This is a genomic window from Enterobacter cloacae complex sp. P1B, assembly GCF_014982345.1.
GTDB lineage: Bacteria > Pseudomonadota > Gammaproteobacteria > Enterobacterales > Enterobacteriaceae > Enterobacter > Enterobacter bugandensis.
Map to the genome: position 1 here is coordinate 51,348 of NZ_JADCLF010000005.1, position 17,910 is coordinate 69,257.

Here is a 17,910-nt window from a genome sequence, read left to right on the forward strand (position 1 = left end):
AGAATGAGGGCTCACAACATGAGGAGTCGGATATGAAAATCGTCATTATTGGTGCCAGCGGTACGGTCGGTCGTGCCGTAACCGAAGAGTTAAGCCGTCGTCACGAGATCATCCGCGTGGGCCGCACGCGGGGCGACTACCAGGTGGATATCACCTCGCAGGCGAGCGTGCAGGCGCTGTTTGAGAAAATCGGCCCGGTGGATGCGATTGTCTCCGCCAGCGGCGGTCTCTACTTTGGCCCGCTCGCGACCATGAAGGACAGCGACTTCAACCAGGGCCTGCAGGACAAGCTGCTCGGGCAGGTGCGTCTGGCGCTGACCGGCCAGCATTATCTGAACGAAGGCGGCTCGATTACGCTGATAAGCGGGATTGTGGCGCACGAGCCGATTGCGCAGGGCGTAAATGCCACCACGGTCAATGCGGCGCTGGAAGGGTTTGTCCGCGCCGCAGCTTGCGAACTGCCGCGCGGGATCCGCATTAACCTGATTAGCCCAACGGTACTGACGGAATCCGCCGAAGCGTATGACGGGTTCTTCCCTGGCTTTGAAAGCGTTCCCGCCGCGACCGTTGCTCAGGCCTACCGCCGCAGCGTGGAAGGGGTGCAGAGCGGGCGGGTGTACAAGGTAGGTTACTGAGCCTTACGGGCGGAAATCAGCACCAGCATCGGGCGCTCCGCCTCTTCGGACAATGCAGGCCAGGCGTCAATCTGCGCCTGCGTTGGTCCCCACTCATTGACTTCACTTATCGTTAACCCGGCCTTTATCAGCGCGTTAAGCGTGGTGCCCAGCGTGCGGTGGTATTTAATCACTCCATCCGCCAGCCAGTTGCTAACGCGCTGGCTTTCGTCCTGATAATGGTTCACGCCCCAGAACCGCTCGCCGCTGTCGTCGGTCAGCCAGCCCTGACGGGTGGCGCAGGTGTAAATCGGGTGCTCCATCGAGAAGACCAGGCTGCCACCCGGTTTTAGCGCGCGATGAACGTTGGCGAATAGCGTGTCCAGCTCCGGCAGGTAGTGTAGCGCCAGCGAGCTGTAGACCAGATCGAGACTGTTTTCGCGAAGCTGAAGAGATTCCAGATCGCTACGCTGATAGTGAATCTGCGCGTCATCCGTCAGTTCAGCCGCGCGGGCAAGCATTTTTTCTGAGATATCGACGCCCGTAACGTCGCTAGCGCCCAGCGCGCGCGCCGCGCGGCAGAACCAGCCGTAACCGCAGCCGAGATCGATAACCGCTTTGCCGGTTAAATCAGGCAGCATTGCCTTGAGCGCAGGCCACTCAGGCGCACCGTCCAGCCCCTGCACCGAGCGCGGAAGCTGAGCGTAGCCTTCAAAAAACGCCGGGTTGTCGTAGATGTTTTGTGCCATGACGGACTCCTTTATCGCAACAGAGGCGAGGGTAAAGCACCCCTCGCCCGTTGGCAACGTATCCGTCTGATAAATCACAGCCTACGCCGGATTTTCTCCACCATGGCTGTGGTTGAGATCCCGTAGCGGTCATGGAGGGTGGGCAACGCGCCCGCATCAAGGAACGCGTCCGGCAGCGCGACGGTATCGAAATCCACGTTCACGCGGTTGCGCATCAACAGCGACGCGACGGCTTCGCACAACCCGCCTACGCTGCTGTGGTTTTCCGCCACAATGACCAGCCGTCCCGGCTTCGCGGCCTGCGCCAGGATCGTCTCTTCGTCCAGCGGCTTAATGGTGGGCGAGTGCAGCACCGCCACGCTGACGTTATCCTTACGCAGCTGCTTCGCCGCCTCCAGCGCACGCATGGTCATCAGGCCTGAGGCGACGATCAGGACATCGCTCCCCTCTTCCAGCAGCGCAGCTTTGCCAATCTTAAACTGGTAGTTGTACTGGTCCAGCACCACCGGCACCTTGCCGCGCAGCAGGCGCATATAGACAGGGCCATCGTGCGCTGCCATCGCCGGCACCGCCTGTTCCGTGTCGATTGCGTCACAGGGATCGATAATCGTCATGCCCGGAATACCGCGCATAATCGCAATATCTTCCGTCGCCTGGTGGCTCGGCCCGTAACCGGTGGTTAGCCCCGGCAGCGCCGCGCAGATCTTCACGTTCAGGTGCTCTTCAGCAATCACCTGATGGATAAAGTCGTAGGCGCGGCGGGTAGCGAAGACGGCATAGGTTGTGGCGAAAGGAATAAAGCCCTCTTTCGCCATGCCGCCCGCGGCCCCCATTAGCAGCTGTTCGGCCATGCCCATCTGGAAGAAGCGTTCCGGGTAGGCCTGGGCAAAAATGTGTAGATCGGTGTACTTCGACAGATCCGCCGTCATGCCGACGATCTCCGGTCGCTGTTCCGCCAGCTTCACCAGCGCGTGACCGAACGGTGCGGCGCGCGTCTCCTGGCCCTCTTCCGCGATAGAGGCAATCATCGCCGACGTGGTTAAACGCGGTTTTTTCTCCGTGGTCTGGCTCATTACAGCACTCCTTCAGGTTTGTTGGCATCCAGCACGGCGAGTGCCTTTTGCCACTCGTCAGCATCCACGCGAATAAAATGGTTCTTGTCACGCTTTTCGAGGAACGGCACGCCCTTGCCCATCAGCGTGTCGCACAAAATGACGCGCGGCTGGTTTTCCGGGTAGCGTTTGGCATTATCAAACGCCGTCACCAGCGCAGGAACATCGTTGCCGTTCACGCGCTGGACGTACCAGCCGAAGGAGGTCCATTTATCCTCCAGCGGCTCAAAGCCGAGGATCGCGTGCGAGTTGCCATCCGCCTGCTGGCGGTTAATGTCCACCAGCACGATCAGGTTCGACAGGCCGTGATGTGCCGCCGACATCGCCGCTTCCCAGGTTGACCCTTCGTCCAGCTCGCCGTCCGACATGGAGTTAACGACCCATGCCGCGCTCTGCTTGTGCTTCAGCCCCAGCGCCATGCCAACGCCAATGCTTAAGCCCTGCCCCAGCGAACCGCCAGAGATCTCCATACCTGGCGTGTAGGTTGCCATACCGGACATCGGCAGGCGGCTGTCGTCCGCACCGTAGGTCTCCAGCTCCTCTTCAGGAACGATCCCGGCTTCAATCAGGGCCGCATAACAGGCAATGGCGTAATGGCCGTGGGAGAGCAGAAAACGGTCACGCCCTTCCCACTCCGGCTCGCCCGGCTTAAGGTTCATTCCGTGGGTAAACGCGGTGGCCAGCACATCGGCATAGCCCAGCGCCTGCCCGATGTAGCCCTGCCCCTGCACTTCGCCCATGCGCAGCGCGTAGCGGCGAATGCGCCAGGCCGCGGCGGCAACCTGTTGAACTGTGGTATCCGTCATCGTCGTATCTCCTTAATGGATCAGCATCCCGCCGTTCACGTCGAGCGTGATACCGGTGGAGTAAGAAGAGAGGTCGCTGCCGAGGAACAGCGCGGCGCGGGCAATATCCTGCGCGTCTCCGAGGCGGTTAAGCGGAATGCCCGCCAGAATGGACGTTTTCATCTCATCGCTCAGCTTGCCTGCGGTGATGTCTGTCTGGATAAGACCCGGCGTGATGCAGTTTACCCGCACATTGTCGGGCCCCAGCTCACGCGCCATGGCTTTTGCCAGTCCCAGCACACCCGCTTTTGCAGCGCTGTAGTGTGGGCCGCCGAAGATGCCGCCGCCGCGCTGGGCCGATACCGATGAAATGCAGACGATGCTGCCCGACTTTTGCGCGCGCATAGTGGGAATAACCGCCTGGGACATTAGCAGCGTGCCGCGCAGGCTGACGTCAAGCACCGCATCGTAATTTTCGCGTTTGATATCCATCAGCTTGATCGGCTGAGTAATGCCGGCGTTATTCACCAGAATATCGATGCGCCCGTATTTCCCCAGCACCTGCTCAATGGCGGCATTAACCTGTAATTCATTGCTGACGTTCGCCGCAAGGCCCAGATGTTCGTCGCCCAGGCTCACGGCGGCAGCCCGGCTGGCTTCAGCGTTTAAATCGATAATCACCACTTTCGCACCCTGTTCGGCATATAATTTCGCCGTAGCGAAACCCAAACCGCGTACGGAAGCCGCGCCGGTAATAACGGCGACTTTATTTTTCAGTAGCATATATTTACTCCATTCGGACAAGAGAGATTTAATGATTTATTTCGGCTCTTCCAGCAGCATAATCATAATTAAGCCAATGGCTGCGCAAATACCGAAATAAATAAACACGGAATTAAAACTACCTGTTTTATCCAGCAGATAACCTGCCAGCATCGGGGAAACAAATCCGCCGAGATTACCGCCGCTATTGATGATGGACGCGGCAATGGGATAGGTTTTACTGTCCGCAACAGCCATGCCATAAGCTGTAAAAGCGGGCCAGCCAATATTCAGACAGAGACCGACAAAAAATAGTCCGACGCAAACCGCCACGGTGCTTTGCGGAATATTCAGCATAATGACCATCATTAAAACGGTGCTGATGGCGGTAAACATCATGGTCGGTTTACGTCGGCGGCCGAGCAGTTTGTCTGAGACGTAGCCGCCAAAAATCGCACCGATAAATCCACCGATGCACGGCATGCTGGCGACCAGCCCCATGCTCATAAACGTAAAGCCTTTCTCTTTCACCAGATAGAGCGGGATCCACGTCAACAGTCCGTACAGCACGCTGACCATCATAAAATAGGCCAGGCAGTCGCCGAGAATATTCTTTGAGGTAAACAGCCCTTTCACCGTGCTTACCGGGGCTAACTCCCGCACGCGGATCAGCCGATCGAGGCGTGCAAAGCCCGGTGAAATCACGATGTTTTCACGTCTGGCGTCCGGCGTCTCCTGACCGGCGGTAATGGTCTCCAGCTCCGCTTTAGAGACGAATGCGCTCTCGGACGGCTTCGTGCGTACCAGCAGATACCACAGGACGGCAATGACCAATCCTGGGATCGCAAAGGAGAAGAAGACCCAGCGCCAGCCCCAGGTCATGGCGATCCACACGGCCAGCGGCGGCACGAGGATGGGCGCGAACATGGTGGCGGCGATGTAGACGCCCGTGGCCGTGGCCTTCTCCTTTGGCGGAAACCAGTTATTGATGGTGGAGGCCAGCCCAACCGGGCATGGCCCCTCTGTTAACCCCAGCCCCAGGCGGATACACTTCAGGCCCAGAACCGAGGTTGCGGTGCCCATCAGCCAGGTAAAGGCAGAGAAGCCGAATATCGACAGTGCCACCATGCCGCGAATTCCCTTTTTGGCAATAAAAAAGCCCGCAGGAATTTGGCTCAGGGCGTATCCCAAAAAAAACATGCTGGCGATGGCACCGGCTTCGAAATTATTGATATGAAATTCGTCAATGATAAACGGCAGTACCGCACCAATATTTGTTCGGTCAGCATAGTTAATGGCATAAACAATAAAAATTAATGCCAGCACAACGAAACGGTAATTGGTTTTTTTAGTCTTTATGTAGGGGACAGCTTGTTCTATACGAGACATAACTTACCTCATTATTCGAACACCGTGAGTCGTTTTATTATTGCGTTCAACGTCAATATATCGGCTCACCCATGAAACGCCATTCAATAAAGCTCATTTATTGCTGAGATAAATTTGATTCGCGATACAGCTCAAAAAAATAACATCGGGATAAAATTGCCCGCTCGCAGTCTCAATGTTATGTTTTTTATCAATTATCGTGTAAGGAGTAGGCCATGTCCGCGCAGGATCGCCAGACGTTATCGCTGCCCTCGCTCAGAAATTTGCAGGCGTTTATCGCCGTTGCTAACGCCCTGAGCATCCATCAGGCGGCGGAACAGCTCAACGTCACGCCTTCGGCGGTAAGCCACCAGATTGCGTCGCTGGAATCGTGGCTGGGCAAGAAATTATTTATCCGCAGCGGCAAAGGGGTTCAACTCACCCCGACGGGAGAAAAATATCTGCGGGAGGTCTCGGCGGCGATGAGCGCCATTGGGCGCGCCACCGATCAGATCGTGAAAGAAAAAGACAATGCTGTGCTTCGCGTGCACTCTTCCCCCACCTTCGGACTGTCATGGCTGTTGCGCCGTCTGGGCAGATTCCGCGCCGAATATCCTGATATCACCATCAATCTCACCTGCTCCTATGAGAACCTGCAGTTCGCCAGAGATAATATCGACATTGATATCCGTCATGGTATTCCGGACTGGGATGCTTACCGGGTGATGACCATTAAAAACGACACGCTGGTAGTATTGGCCTCGCCGGGCTATGCAGAAGAGCATCCCATCAGCACGCCCGCCGATCTGCTGCAACAGTCGCTTATCTCCTCCACCAGCACTCTGGTGAACTGGGAAAAATGGTTCGCCTGGCACAATATCGACAGGCCCTGGCTCAATTTCAGCCTCAGCTTCGACCGTTCCTATATGAGCTTTGAAGCGGCGCGCATGGGGCTGGGGTTTATTCTGGAGAGCAAAATGATGGCTACCGATCACCTGAAGGATGGCTCGCTGGTACAGGTGCTGCCGGATGAGATGGGAATCGCCATTAACGCGCATCATCTGGTAATGCCGCACATGAACGAACGCGCGTGGAAGATCCAGCAGTTCGTCGAGTGGATTGATCGGGAGTTGCGATTGTCGGGGTATCACCTGTAGCGATACCCCATCGTGGCGTCAGGCGACCGTGCCCCAGACGAGATTCCCCTTGTGGAACGTCGCGGTACGCGGAGAAATGCGCGCCACGGCCTCGGCGGAACAGGAGGCGTCCACCAGCACAAAGCTGGCGTCGTCCTGCGCTTTCGGCCATACGCGTTCACCTTTATCGTTCAGCGGCAGCACGTCGCCGGTGGCGATGCCGAGCGCGCGGGAGAGCGTCTGCTCGTTCGGGCGAATATAGAGCTGGGCGTACAGATTGGCTTTCTCCAGCATGTCCCCCAGACCGTACGGCGACCAGTGGTCGATCACGCTGTCGGTGCCGGTCATAACAAACACGCCCTTCTCCCGCAGCTGCTTCAGCGGCATGTGCAGGGTGCCAATCGGCACGGTGGAGGCGATGGTCACCTGCTGCGCCTCCATGCGGGTGGCAATCTCATCCACCTGCTGCTCGTTGAGCGTCGCCAGCGCGAAGGCGTGGCTGATGGTCAGCTTCCCCTTCAGCTCCGGCGTTTTCTCCACGGTTTCCACCATGTAATTCACCGCCGCCACGCCCGCCGGGCTGGTTTCATGGAGGTGAATATCCACCCCTTTGTCGTAATCCAGCGCAATCTGGAACATAGTATCGAGCGATTTCTCCATCGCGCCGTCAACGCTGGTTGGGTCCAGCCCGCCTACGTAGTGCGCCCCCGCCTGCATCGCCTCGCGCATCAGCTTTTCAGCGTTGGAGAGCAGCAGGCCGTGCTGCGGGAAGGCAACGATTTCGCAGTCAAAACCTGCGCTGCGGCGCGCCAGCACCGCCTGCAAATTTTCCAGGTTTTTCAGGCCGGAAACCGGCTCAATATTGCAGTGGCTGCGGGCGATGGTGGACCCTTTCGACTGGATCAGGTCGATCAGCTTTTCGGCGCGTTCTTGCGTGTAGGGCTGTAACTCCGGCAGCAGCGTCTGCTCCAGGCGGATCATGTCCTGAATGGTGGTGCCCGCCGGACGGTTCAGGGAGCGCCACGGGCCGCCGTAGAAGGTTTTATCCAGGTGAATGTGCATGTCGCGCATCGCCGGAAGCATCAGCTTTTTACCCGCGTCGTAGTGCGGCAGCGCGGCGTCGGCGTGGCTGCCGTTATCGCGCAGGGCGACAATTTTCCCGTCTTTGATCTCCAGCGTTTTCAGCTCGGTGCGGGTGCTCGTCGCCACGCTGCCCTCGAAATTAAACCCGGCTTCAAGCAGCACGTTGTCCAGATAGTAATGTTTTGCAGTGATGTTCATCGGTTTCCCCGTCTCGCAGGTTGCCTTTGCAGTGTCGGCAGCATACGCGACGGAGCCGGTGGCGCCAAACAGCGCGCAGGCGGTGACCATTTTGCCGCTCTGGCTGATAAACTCGCGGCGGCTTTTGTTTTCACTCATCTTATCTTCCTTCATTAACAATGTGGGTACCCGTTTCACCGCGCAGCGCCGCGGGCAGGCAGTCCGGCGAGGTGATGATCACGCGCCTGCCGCCGTGGCGTAAAAATGCCAGCGAGGCGACGATTTTGGGCAGCATGCTGCCCGCCGGAAAGTGTCCTTCGTCCATGTAGCGCGTCATCTGTGCCACGCTGACGGTGTCCAGCGCCTGCTGGTCTGGCTTGCCGAAGTTAACGCAGACTTTCTCCACGCCGGTGGTTATCACCAGCACGTCGGCGCAAATCTCACGGGCCAGCAGCGCGGTGGAGAGATCTTTATCGATAACCGCATCCACGCTCTGATAATCCCCCTGCTCGCTGCGCACCACGGGAATGCCTCCGCCGCCCGCGCCGATGACCACAAAACCTTTCTGCGTTAGCGCCTTAATCGCATCCGCCTCGACGATGCGCAGCGGCTGGGGCGAGGCCACCACGCGGCGATAGCCCCGGCCTGAATCCTCGACAAAATGCCAGTCCGGGTGCGCGAGCTGTAGCTCGTCGCGCTGCGCCTCGCTGAAGAACGCGCCGATCGGTTTTGTCGGGTGCGTAAAGCCGGGATCGTTTTTATCCACCTCCACCTGGGTGACGACCGTGACCGCCTTTTGCTCGCCACGCGCCGCCAGGCGGTTGTTGAGCGCCTGCTGGATCAGATAGCCGATACCGCCCTGGGTATCCGCCACGCAGTTTGCCAGCGGGGTCAGCGGCAGCCCTTCCCGCTCGTGGGCGATCTCGGCGCGGCGCAGATCCAGCCCCACCTGCGGGCCGTTGCCGTGGGTGAGGACGATGTCATAGTCGGAGGCCAGCATTTCAAGCACCGACTCGGCCACCGCTTTGACCGCCTGCGCCTGATGTTCAACCGACTGGCTGGCGTTGTCTTTGATAATGCTGTTGCCGCCGATGGCGACGACCATAAGCTCTTTCATACGTTTTCCTTCGCAACAGTAACTTCAGCGCTCGCAACTTCTCGGCTGTCGAGGAAATGCTTCACCACAAACATGCCGCCCATCATCAGGTAGGCCGTGACGAACATCAGGGAACTGCCCTCGGCAAAGCCCACCACTGGCGCGTGGATCACGCCAAACAGCGCCAGCAGCGCGCCTCCTGCGGCGGCGACGGCCCCGCGCAGCGGTTTGTTAATGATGGCGAAGATAGCGATACAGCCCCAGAGCATGCTGGCGAGCGGCGCACCGTTGCCGAGGTGCATCAGCCCCTCGTAGTAGATCCCTTTGCTGTGCAGCACGTCGGTGCCAATTTTCGCCGCGCTGGTTCCCGCCGCGCTCATCACGCTGTTCATCATGGTCAGCGCCCAGTTAGCGATCCACGGGAACAGGCAGATAAAGATGACGGGCACCTCCACTTTCGGCGTTTCCCGCACCACCTGGTTGGCGGTGACGACGCCGATAAACACCAGAATCGGCACGATAGCGGTCATCGGTATGATGGCGAGCATAAACGCCCCCAGCCCGAACAGCGGCACGATGAACATGGTCACGCCGGACGCCAGCGTGTAGCCGATGCTCGCCCCCATCGCCTTCCAGCCGGGATGGCCCACATAGACCGTGACCGGGAACGGGTTGCCCATCAGGCAGCCGAGCATGGAAGCCAGGCCGTTCGCCAGCATCACCTTGCGGGTCGGGTACTCATCCCCCGCTGCGTGGGCGCTTTCGATGTTCTCCAGGTCGAAGATGTAGTTCGCCAGCCCCAGCGGTACGGCGGACGCCAGATAAGGCAGAGCGTGCGGCAGGCCCTGCATAAAGCTGTCCACGTGCACTTCCGGCGGGTTAAAGCCGAAGGATGACATGGACGCCTTGATGGCATCCGGACTTTGCAGTCCGGAAATCCACGCCAGCGCCGTTCCGGCAATCAGCAGCAGCAGGCCGGTCGGGATTTTGGCGAAAATCGGCTTTTTACCGAACCAGTTAATGAAGATCAGCAGCAGAACGATGAACGACACGGTGGGCGCTTCGAACGCCTGCAACATCGGGTTCATCGCCAGCAGCAGCAGGCCAAGACCGGACAGGCACGACAGCAGCACGGTACGCGGGATCATCTTGCGGATGGTCTCACCCAGGAACGAGCCGCCCGCGAGGATCATCGCTTCCACGAAGCACCACACCAGGCCAATCTGAATCGCGAAATCCGCATCACCGGTTTGCTGGTAGACGGGCATCAGGACCAGGAAGGTCACGGTAAAAATCGAGGGTGCGCTCGGGCCGGACGGCAGCGCGGTGACGTCCGTACGTCCGGTGGCGCGCGCCATTTGCAGACCAAACCATGTGTAGCATAAACTCGCTACCAGCACCGCCAGCCCGAAGGCCGGCGCGATGCGTCCATAAACAATCTCCTTCGGGATGCCGACGACAAAAATGAGCAACCCCATCATGGTCAGCAAATTAGTCAGGTTGTTGGTCATCAACCCGAAATAGGCCGCCCAGTCACCTCTTTTCCACTCCAGTTTCATGTTTTTCATGGATGCATACCTTATAGAACGTAGCGATCGCGGAAGGTCAACAGCGCCTTTTCAAAACAGCTAAACGGCGGGTGAACGATGCCCGCCCCAATCATGCCGATGCCCGCGTCTTTGTGGGCAATGGCGGTGTTGATCACCGGCAGAATGCCGCTGCCCGCCACTCTGGTGATGTCGATGGCGGTTGGAATGCCCATAAACGACAGCAGCGGAATGGTGACGTTCGGGTTCTCGCCGAGGGTGATCTCGCGCATCTGGCGCGAGAAGTCGATGGCTTCCTCCACCGTGCCGCCCACCAGCGCAACGATGGCCGGTGCCGTCGCCATCGCAAAGCCGCCGATGCCGTAGGTTTCGGTGATGGCGCTGTCGCCAATGTCCAGCCCGGAGTCTTCCGGCTTATAGCCTGCGAACATCGGGCCAATCACCTGCTGCGCCGGACCGGTAAACCACTGCCCCGGCAGGCCGGAAACGCGCAGGCCGAACTCGTAGCCGTTGCGCGCCATGGTAGTCACGACGGTGCTGTATTCAATGCCGTGAGCGGCATCCAGCGCGGCTTTACACATCGCCATCCACGTCGGGCCGGAGAAATAGTCGCTGCTGGCGACAAACTCAAACACCTCGCGCTGCTGCTCCACCGGGTAGCCCGCCTGAATCAGCCCCGGCGTCAGCGCCTGGATCAGCAGCGTGGTGCCGGCGTTGTTGCGGTTGTGGCACTCGTCGCCCATGTGCAGCGCCTGGGCCAGCATCAGGCGCAGGTCGATTTCGCCGATGATATTCATCGCGTCGCGCAGCATCGGGCCGAGCACGTCGCGCATCCAGTTCAGGCGGTCGATCACGCTCTGGTCGTTAGCCCCCATGCGCAGGATCTTCGCCATCTGCTCGCTGAGGTTGGTGAACGCCCGGTTGCCGTAGGTTTTGTTCTCAACGATGTGCATAAACATTGACGCGGAGGTGACGCCCGCCATGGAGCCCACGCAGTCGTGCTCGTGGCACGGCGAGAAGGTGATCTCGCCTGAAGCCGCCAGCCTTGCCGCGTTCTCCAGATCCGTCGCCAGCCCTTCAAATACCAGCGCACCGGTAACCGCGCCCTTCATCGCGCCGCACATGTTTTCCCATGCGACGGGCGGACCGGCGTGCAGAATGGTGGTGCGGGTCATGCCCGGCACTACGTTAATTGCCTGGTCATAGCCCACCAGCACCGGGTGAGACTGGATAATGCGCTCAAGGGCGATTTTGTTCGCGGCGGCGATCTTCTCCGCCAGCGGTTTCTCTGCCAGCTGGTCGAGCGCTTCTACCACCTGCATGTTGCCCTGCCCCGGCGGCGTCCAGTCGAGCTGGGTCACGGGAACGTGCTGCTTTTTGAGGTCGTCGCTGAACATCGCAATGCCGACGTTAATGACGTTAAGCGGCTGGTTGAATAAAGTGGTCATTATGCGTTCTCCCCTTTGCAGATAAATTCGCGTGCCAGTAATCCGGTGTTGGTGCTGCTGCTGGCCCAGATGACGCCTGCGTCGGTCAGCCGCTGGCACTGCTGCGCCAGCGACTGCGGATCCTGGTCGGTGCCAAGCACGTAGCCGAGGATCTCCAGCGGACGGTTATCGGCTTTCGCGATCGCCTGTGCCTCTTTGATCGCGTCGATCATCACCCCCACCGGATCCTCGTGCGCGCCGAAGCCGAGCACGAAGTCCATCACGATGACGCCCACCTGCGGATCGCGCGCCTCCTGTAGCAGGCGGCTGATGCGGTTGGTCGGGTCGATCATTGGGTGCGGTTTGCCGTTGGTGAAGTCGTCGTCACCGAAGTCAAGGAAGGTGTGGGCCTGGCTGACGCTAATGTCCTTCAGGCGCTTAGCCGGATCGGGCTGGATATTGCTCCAGACATCGTCGAACTTCTCCAGCGCGGCAAACATCGCTTCGTCGCACAGGGTGCCGCCGCAGAACAGGCCGCGAATGTACTTCTGCTGTGGGGTCAGGCGGGCGCGCACCTCTTCAATCAAAGGCCAGTTGAGCGGATGCAGATCCAGAGACTCTTTTTTAATGCCGGTAAGCAGCACCGCCTTCAGCGCCGCCTCTTTGGTGCCACGCGCAAACTGCAGGCCGTCTTCATCGGCGGGCGGTTCGCTGCGGCCGAGGAAGCAAACAACCACCGGCTTGCGGCAGGCTCTGGCGCGGGCCAGCACCTTTTCTGCCACCGCTGGCGCAGGCGGCTTGGAGATGAGCGCAATCACCCGGGTGCCCTCATCCGCCTCAAGCATGTCGATGGCGTCGAGCATCATCAGGCCGCCGATTTTCTCGCTGAGATCGCGCCCGCCGGTGCCGATCAGCTGCGACACGCCGCCGCCGAACTCGTGAATGCGCACGCTCAGCTCCTGGCTGCCGGTGCCGGAGGCGCCAACAATCCCAATCGGCCCGCGACGCACCGCGTTGGCGAAGCACAGCCCCGCACCGTTGATGATGGCGGTTCCGCAGTCAGGCCCCATCATCAGCAGCCCTTTCTCATGCGACAGCTGCTTCAGCGCCAGCTCGTCGTCGAGCGACACGTTATCGGAAAAGAGCATGACGTTAAGATCGTTTTCCAGCGCCTGACGCGCTTCGCGGGCGGCAAAGGTGCCGTTGACGGAAATGACCGCCAGGTTGCTGTCCGGGCGATGAGTTTTGGCGCTGGCAATCGTCGCGTAGCGTGCTTCATGGGTGCCGCTGCTCGCTTTATGGGTAAATAAAGCTTCTATTTCCCCCAGCGTTTCATCGTTCGCCGCGTCGCCTTTAATCACGATCATCAGGTCGCCATTTTTGGCTTCCGCTAATTCCGGCGTGAGCAGCCCGAGATTTTTCAGAACGCCTTTATTCATTTCCGTCGCCATTGCCACAAACGCCTGTTCGACGCCCGGCAATTTATTGGCTTTGGTGGAAACCGACATTAAGGAAACCGAATCGAAATACGTGTTCTTTTTTATGACGATTTTGGTTGGCATTGTTTTCTCCTGAATACGGATAAAAGGGGGCCGCCGTCGCGCAGAATGCACGTCGGTAAAAATACTGTTTGAATTAACGGCCAGCCGGACGTGGCTGGCCGAATGCGTTATGCGCCCGCCGCCAGCAGCAGGTCGGCTATTACATCGAAGCCTTTTTCCCGCGCCAGTTCGAGCGGGGTTTTGCCGTATTTATCGGTCATGTGCGGATTCGCGCCGTGGTCCAGCAGCAGCTTCACAATTTCCTGCTGCTTTGCGCCGCCGTCATTCAGCACGATGGCTTCCAGCAGCGGCGTCCAGCCGACAAAGTTAGTGTGGTTGACGTTAATATCGGTTTTTTCCAGCAGCTCGCGCACGATTTCAACGTGGCCTTTTTCACTGGCAGGGGTAATGCCCACGCCGCCGAAGCGCGTCAGACGGTCGAGATCCGGATTCGCCGGAAGAACGATGCGCAGCAGGGTTAAATCATTAGTCAGGCAGCTTATCAGGAAGGGGTTAAAACAGGTCTGGTCCTGTTTATCAATATCCGCGCCGGCGGCAATTAAAAATTCCACGCAGGCATAATGCTTTTTCAGGCTGGCAATAATAATGGCGGTTCTTTTCTGGCGGTTGGTGGCGTTAATATCCACGCCGTTATCCAGGCAGGCTTTTAGCGCGTCGATGTTGCCCTCTTCTGCCGCCAGCAGAAATTCCGTAACGAGTGCGTTTGCAGACATATTCAGTCTCCCAATGTTTCACTTCTGATGACCTGAGAATAGCAACAGCCTGGTCACAAAAGAATCCGCTTAAAAATGATTCATCGACACGCAATTCATTATTGAGTTAAATTCAACAGTCAGGCTAAAACGTGCGTCTGTGCAACCTTTTTCTTATGGTTTACCGTTTTTTAGCGCCTCAGGCAGCATTATCCTTATGGTTGTAAAAGCCTTGCAGGACGCGGCTCCGCGTAAATAGTCAGAACTGTGACACACTTCAAATATGATGTAACGGCGCTGTTAAAATATGTTCAAAACTGATGGCTGAGGATGTTGTGATATGAATTCCATCTTTACCGAAGAGAACCTGCTGGCCTTCACCACCGCGGCACGCTTCGGCAGCTTCAGCAAAGCCGCCGCCGAGCTGGGTGTGACGACCTCCGCCATTAGCTACACCATTAAGCGCATGGAGACCGGGCTGGATGTGGTGCTGTTTGTGCGCAACACGCGCAGCATCGAGCTGACGGAGTCCGGGTTTTATTTTTACCGTAAAGCCACCGATCTGCTGAATGACTTCCACGCCATCAAGCGCGGGATTGATACCATTTCGCAGGGCATCGAGGCGCGAGTGCGCATCTGCATTAATCAGCTCTTGTATACGCCGCGCCATACCGCGCGTTTGCTGCAGGTGCTGAAAAAGCAGTTTCCCACCTGCCAGATCACGGTGACGACCGAGGTGTATAACGGCGTCTGGGATTCGATCATCAACAATCAGGCCAACATCGCGATTGGCGCGCCGGATACGCTGCTGGACGGCGGCGGGATTGATTACACCGAAATTGGCGCCATTCGCTGGGTGTTTGCCATCGCGCCGGAACATCCCCTCGCCTTTGTTCCCGAACCGATAGCGGAGAGCCAGTTGCGCCTGTACCCCAACATCATGGTGGAAGATACAGCGCATACCATCAACAAGAAGGTCGGCTGGCTGCTGCACGGGCAGGAGGCGATTCTGGTGCCGGATTTCAACACCAAGTGCCAGTGCCAGATTCTGGGGGAAGGGATTGGCTTTTTGCCGGAATACATGGCAAGAGAAGCGATGGAAGACGGTCTGCTCATCACGCGGCGTATTAACAATCCGCGTCAGGACTCGCGCATGCTGCTCGCCACGCAGCATGCGGCGACCGGCCAGGTGACGCGCTGGATCAAACAGCAGTTTGGCCCGGAAGGCGTATTAACCGGTATATACAGTGATTTACTGTGGCGTGCTTAGTTTTTCGTCTGCACCCAAAACGCGTGGATAAGGCCCGGGAAGTAACCCAGGATGGTCAGAAGGATGTTCAGAATAAACGCCCAGCCCAGTCCCTTGCCAAGCAGCACGCCCAGCGGCGGGAGAATAATCGTAAAAACAACGCGCCAAAAACCCATAATCACTCCGTGCAAGCTAACCAATTGAAAATTAAAAAGAGACATTTCTCTAAGCATAGCCAGTTTACGGGTTACTGCCATTCGTCTCTCGCGCTTTTACCTGCCTTTACCCTCTTTACACTGGCTTAAGCCCTTCCTTAAATGTTCTACTACTCATAAATTGACCGTAAGGAAACACCATGTCTCTTTCTCTTATTTCGCCACAGCAGGCGAACGCGCTTATTAAAGAAGGCGCAAAACTGATTGATATTCGCGATCCCGATGAGTATGCCCGCGAGCATATTCCGGCAGCACGCTCCATACCGCTGGATTCTTTACCCGGCGGGCTCAACGCTGCCCCTGGTGAAACGGTGATTTTCCACTGTCAGTCCGGGACACGGACATCAAACAATGCTGCGCGACTTGCGCAGGCAGCGTTGCCGGCTCAGGCCTTCGTGGTTGAGGGGGGCATTCAGGGCTGGAAGCAGGCCGGGCTGCTGACCGTTGAAGATAAATCCCAGCCGCTCCCGCTGATGCGGCAGGTACAAATTGCCGCCGGGCTGCTGATCCTCTGCGGCGTGGTGCTGGGTTATAGCGTCTCCAGCGGCTTTTTCCTGCTGAGCGGTTTCGTCGGTGCCGGGCTGCTGTTCGCCGGTGTGACAGGTTTTTGCGGTATGGCACGGTTGCTGAAAGTGATGCCGTGGAACCGTCATACCTCATAAGCAGTAATCAATGAATTACGCTGTACCCGACATCAGACGTCGGCTAAGGTGAAGATCGCTAAAACGATGAGGAGGTTATATGTTTTCTGTCGGTGATTATGTGCAACCGCTAAAAGGCGGCCCAAAGCTGAAAGTGCTCGAAGTGAACGGTGAAAACGTGGTGGCGGTACAGGCCAGCAATGAACAAGGCGAGAAATATACGCTGAAAGCGGCCGATTTGGCGCCGTATACCGAAGAAGGTGATTTCGGCGTCTGCTGAACAGACAACCGGGCGGCTTGTTCCGCCCGGTCCACGTATTAGATCAGAAAATCATCCAGTGATTTACCCTCTGCCAGCGCGCTGGCAATAGGCTTCGGCGTGCGGCCCTGGCCGGTCCACGTTTTTTCTTCACCGTTCTGGTCAATAAAGCGATATTTCGCTTCACGCGGTTTACGCTTTTTAGTCGGTTTACCCGCCTGCGCCAGTTCTGAACCCAGCAGGTCAGTCGGAGAAATACCATCGGCTTTCATCAGTTCCAGCAGGGTATTAATTTTTTCCTGCTGTTCAGCGCGCTGCTGCTCTAATTCCGCCAGCTCATTGCGTTTTTCTTCAGTAACGACCCTGACCTTTTCCAGCATTTCCTCAAGAACGTCCAAGGTTAATTCTCGCGCCATCGCGCGCAGGGTTCGGATATTATTAAGATTCTGTAACGTCAAAGACATATTATTGAAAACCTTTTCTTTGGGGTAAATAGATAAATCGCCCCAAGAATAATTCATTTCAGTTGAAATATCTACCCAAAGGTCCAAACGGGCATAAATGTAAATATATTTAAATATCGCCGTTAATAATAGCGCATAGCATTGGCGGGAAACACGTAGATCTAATCACCAAATCAATATAAATGGTCAACTTTAATCCAAATCACAGCATACTGCGCTCTCATCAGGGGAGTGGATTTCTGCGTCAAAAGCAAAACACCTAAGACACTGATTTATATAAGTAAAACATTTGATGAGACAGATTATAACGAACCGGATAAAAAACAACCGATTTTAGAGAATTTTGTGGACAAAAGGCGAGTAAATAAAAATTAATCACTAGTTGTTAGTTCAAACATAGAGATATACGCTATACACCTCAAACAAACCAACCTAAAGCACTAGCCGCTGAAGGAAAACCGATTCCACTGCGTTCTTCTCAAGGAGTTCAGACATGTTCTCGCCGCAATCTCGCCTGCGCCACGCGGTGGCGGATACTTTCGCGATGGTTGTCTACTGTTCCGTTGTGAACATGCTGATTGAAATATTCCTCTCCGGAATGACCTTCGAGCAGTCACTTTCTTCTCGTCTGGTGGCGATCCCGGTCAATATTATTATCGCATGGCCTTACGGGCTGTACCGCGATGCCGTTATGCGTTTCGCGCGCCGCATCAGCCCGGCGGGCTGGATGAAAAATCTTGCCGACGTGCTGGCGTACGTCACGTTCCAGTCGCCGGTATACGTGGCTATTCTCCTGACAGTGGGCGCGGACTGGCACCAGATCGCCGCAGCGGTCAGTTCGAATATCGTGGTATCAATGCTGATGGGTGCGGTATACGGCTATTTCCTCGACTACTGCCGCCGCCTGTTTAAGGTCAGCCAGTACGGCCAGGTAAAAGCGTAATGTGAAGCGACTGGCGAAAGCCAGTCGCA

Annotated in this window: 19 protein-coding genes; 6 read left to right on the forward strand and 13 right to left on the reverse strand. The window is 57.2% G+C overall.

What is annotated here, in order from left to right; genetic code table 11:
• Positions 1–32: 32 nt before the first annotated feature.
• Positions 33–635, forward strand: a complete 603-nt coding sequence (locus tag INF77_RS04485; RefSeq protein ID WP_047367523.1) for a short chain dehydrogenase — start codon at positions 33–35, stop codon at positions 633–635.
• Here INF77_RS04485 and INF77_RS04490 read toward each other — a convergent pair.
• From INF77_RS04490 to INF77_RS04510, 5 genes are all read right to left on the reverse strand, one after another.
• Positions 629–1,363, reverse strand: coding sequence for a bifunctional 2-polyprenyl-6-hydroxyphenol methylase/3-demethylubiquinol 3-O-methyltransferase UbiG (locus INF77_RS04490; protein WP_193532613.1), 735 nt, complete (start codon positions 1,361–1,363; stop codon positions 629–631). The genes INF77_RS04485 and INF77_RS04490 overlap by 7 nt on opposite strands.
• 74 nt (positions 1,364–1,437) lie before the next feature.
• Positions 1,438–2,436, reverse strand: coding sequence for a transketolase family protein (locus INF77_RS04495; RefSeq protein ID WP_047364369.1), 999 nt, complete (start codon positions 2,434–2,436; stop codon positions 1,438–1,440).
• Complete coding sequence (locus INF77_RS04500) at positions 2,436–3,281, reverse strand: transketolase (protein ID WP_048957980.1); 846 nt, start codon at positions 3,279–3,281, stop codon at positions 2,436–2,438. Before INF77_RS04500 ends, INF77_RS04495 begins: the two co-directional genes overlap by 1 nt.
• A gap of 12 nt (positions 3,282–3,293) precedes the next feature.
• The gene (locus INF77_RS04505) at positions 3,294–4,043 is read right to left on the reverse strand and encodes an SDR family NAD(P)-dependent oxidoreductase (RefSeq protein WP_063155562.1); all 750 of its coding nucleotides are present in this window, start codon (positions 4,041–4,043) and stop codon (positions 3,294–3,296) included.
• A gap of 36 nt (positions 4,044–4,079) precedes the next feature.
• Positions 4,080–5,411 carry an MFS transporter gene (locus INF77_RS04510; RefSeq protein WP_041908551.1) on the reverse strand — a complete coding sequence of 444 codons (1,332 nt, stop codon included), beginning with the start codon at positions 5,409–5,411 and terminating at the stop codon, positions 4,080–4,082.
• Between the two features lie 215 nt (positions 5,412–5,626).
• Between INF77_RS04510 and INF77_RS04515 the strand changes: the two genes are divergently transcribed.
• Entirely contained in the window at positions 5,627–6,547 is a 921-nt protein-coding gene (locus tag INF77_RS04515; protein WP_028014161.1) for a LysR substrate-binding domain-containing protein, read from the forward strand.
• Positions 6,548–6,565: 18 nt separating this feature from the next.
• Here INF77_RS04515 and INF77_RS04520 read toward each other — a convergent pair whose 3' ends face one another.
• The 6 genes from INF77_RS04520 to INF77_RS04545 all read right to left on the reverse strand — a co-directional run bounded on the left by INF77_RS04520 (position 6,566) and on the right by INF77_RS04545 (position 14,131).
• Positions 6,566–7,945 (reverse strand): amidohydrolase family protein, encoded by a 1,380-nt coding sequence (locus INF77_RS04520; RefSeq protein WP_150144946.1) that lies wholly within the window; start codon positions 7,943–7,945, stop codon positions 6,566–6,568.
• Between the two features lies 1 nt (position 7,946).
• Positions 7,947–8,903: a carbamate kinase family protein gene (locus INF77_RS04525; RefSeq protein WP_028014163.1), complete on the reverse strand. Its 957-nt coding sequence runs from the start codon at positions 8,901–8,903 to the stop codon at positions 7,947–7,949.
• Positions 8,900–10,450, reverse strand: coding sequence for a hypothetical protein (locus INF77_RS04530; RefSeq protein ID WP_045260886.1), 1,551 nt, complete (start codon positions 10,448–10,450; stop codon positions 8,900–8,902). Before INF77_RS04530 ends, INF77_RS04525 begins: the two co-directional genes overlap by 4 nt.
• An 11-nt stretch (positions 10,451–10,461) precedes the next feature.
• The gene (locus tag INF77_RS04535) at positions 10,462–11,877 is read right to left on the reverse strand and encodes a DUF1116 domain-containing protein (protein WP_193532612.1); all 1,416 of its coding nucleotides are present in this window, start codon (positions 11,875–11,877) and stop codon (positions 10,462–10,464) included.
• Positions 11,877–13,418: an acyl-CoA synthetase FdrA gene (fdrA, locus tag INF77_RS04540; protein ID WP_193532611.1), complete on the reverse strand. Its 1,542-nt coding sequence runs from the start codon at positions 13,416–13,418 to the stop codon at positions 11,877–11,879. The genes INF77_RS04535 and fdrA overlap by 1 nt, the downstream gene beginning before the upstream one ends.
• A gap of 107 nt (positions 13,419–13,525) precedes the next feature.
• A complete protein-coding gene (locus tag INF77_RS04545) occupies positions 13,526–14,131 on the reverse strand; it encodes an ankyrin repeat domain-containing protein (protein ID WP_193532610.1) in 606 nt (201 codons plus the stop codon).
• 319 nt (positions 14,132–14,450) lie between these two features.
• Here INF77_RS04545 and INF77_RS04550 point away from each other — a divergent pair, with 319 nt between their 5' ends.
• Positions 14,451–15,380, forward strand: a complete 930-nt coding sequence (locus tag INF77_RS04550) for a LysR substrate-binding domain-containing protein (RefSeq protein ID WP_028014168.1) — start codon at positions 14,451–14,453, stop codon at positions 15,378–15,380.
• Here INF77_RS04550 and INF77_RS04555 read toward each other — a convergent pair.
• Entirely contained in the window at positions 15,377–15,535 is a 159-nt protein-coding gene (locus tag INF77_RS04555; RefSeq protein ID WP_032644909.1) for a YqaE/Pmp3 family membrane protein, read from the reverse strand. The genes INF77_RS04550 and INF77_RS04555 overlap by 4 nt on opposite strands.
• Before the next feature lie 179 nt (positions 15,536–15,714).
• Between INF77_RS04555 and INF77_RS04560 the strand changes: the two genes are divergently transcribed.
• Together INF77_RS04560 and INF77_RS04565 are read left to right on the forward strand one after the other, a co-directional pair.
• Complete coding sequence (locus INF77_RS04560) at positions 15,715–16,236, forward strand: rhodanese family protein (RefSeq protein WP_028014169.1); 522 nt, start codon at positions 15,715–15,717, stop codon at positions 16,234–16,236.
• Positions 16,237–16,315: 79 nt separating this feature from the next.
• Positions 16,316–16,495: a hypothetical protein gene (locus INF77_RS04565; protein ID WP_028014170.1), complete on the forward strand. Its 180-nt coding sequence runs from the start codon at positions 16,316–16,318 to the stop codon at positions 16,493–16,495.
• 38 nt (positions 16,496–16,533) lie between these two features.
• Here INF77_RS04565 and stpA read toward each other — a convergent pair whose 3' ends face one another.
• Positions 16,534–16,938 (reverse strand): DNA-binding protein StpA, encoded by a 405-nt coding sequence (gene stpA / locus INF77_RS04570; protein WP_041908535.1) that lies wholly within the window; start codon positions 16,936–16,938, stop codon positions 16,534–16,536.
• A 493-nt stretch (positions 16,939–17,431) separates the two neighbouring features.
• Here stpA and alaE point away from each other — a divergent pair, with 493 nt between their 5' ends.
• Entirely contained in the window at positions 17,432–17,881 is a 450-nt protein-coding gene (gene alaE / locus INF77_RS04575) for an L-alanine exporter AlaE (RefSeq protein WP_028014172.1), read from the forward strand.
• Positions 17,882–17,910: the final 29 nt, after the last annotated feature.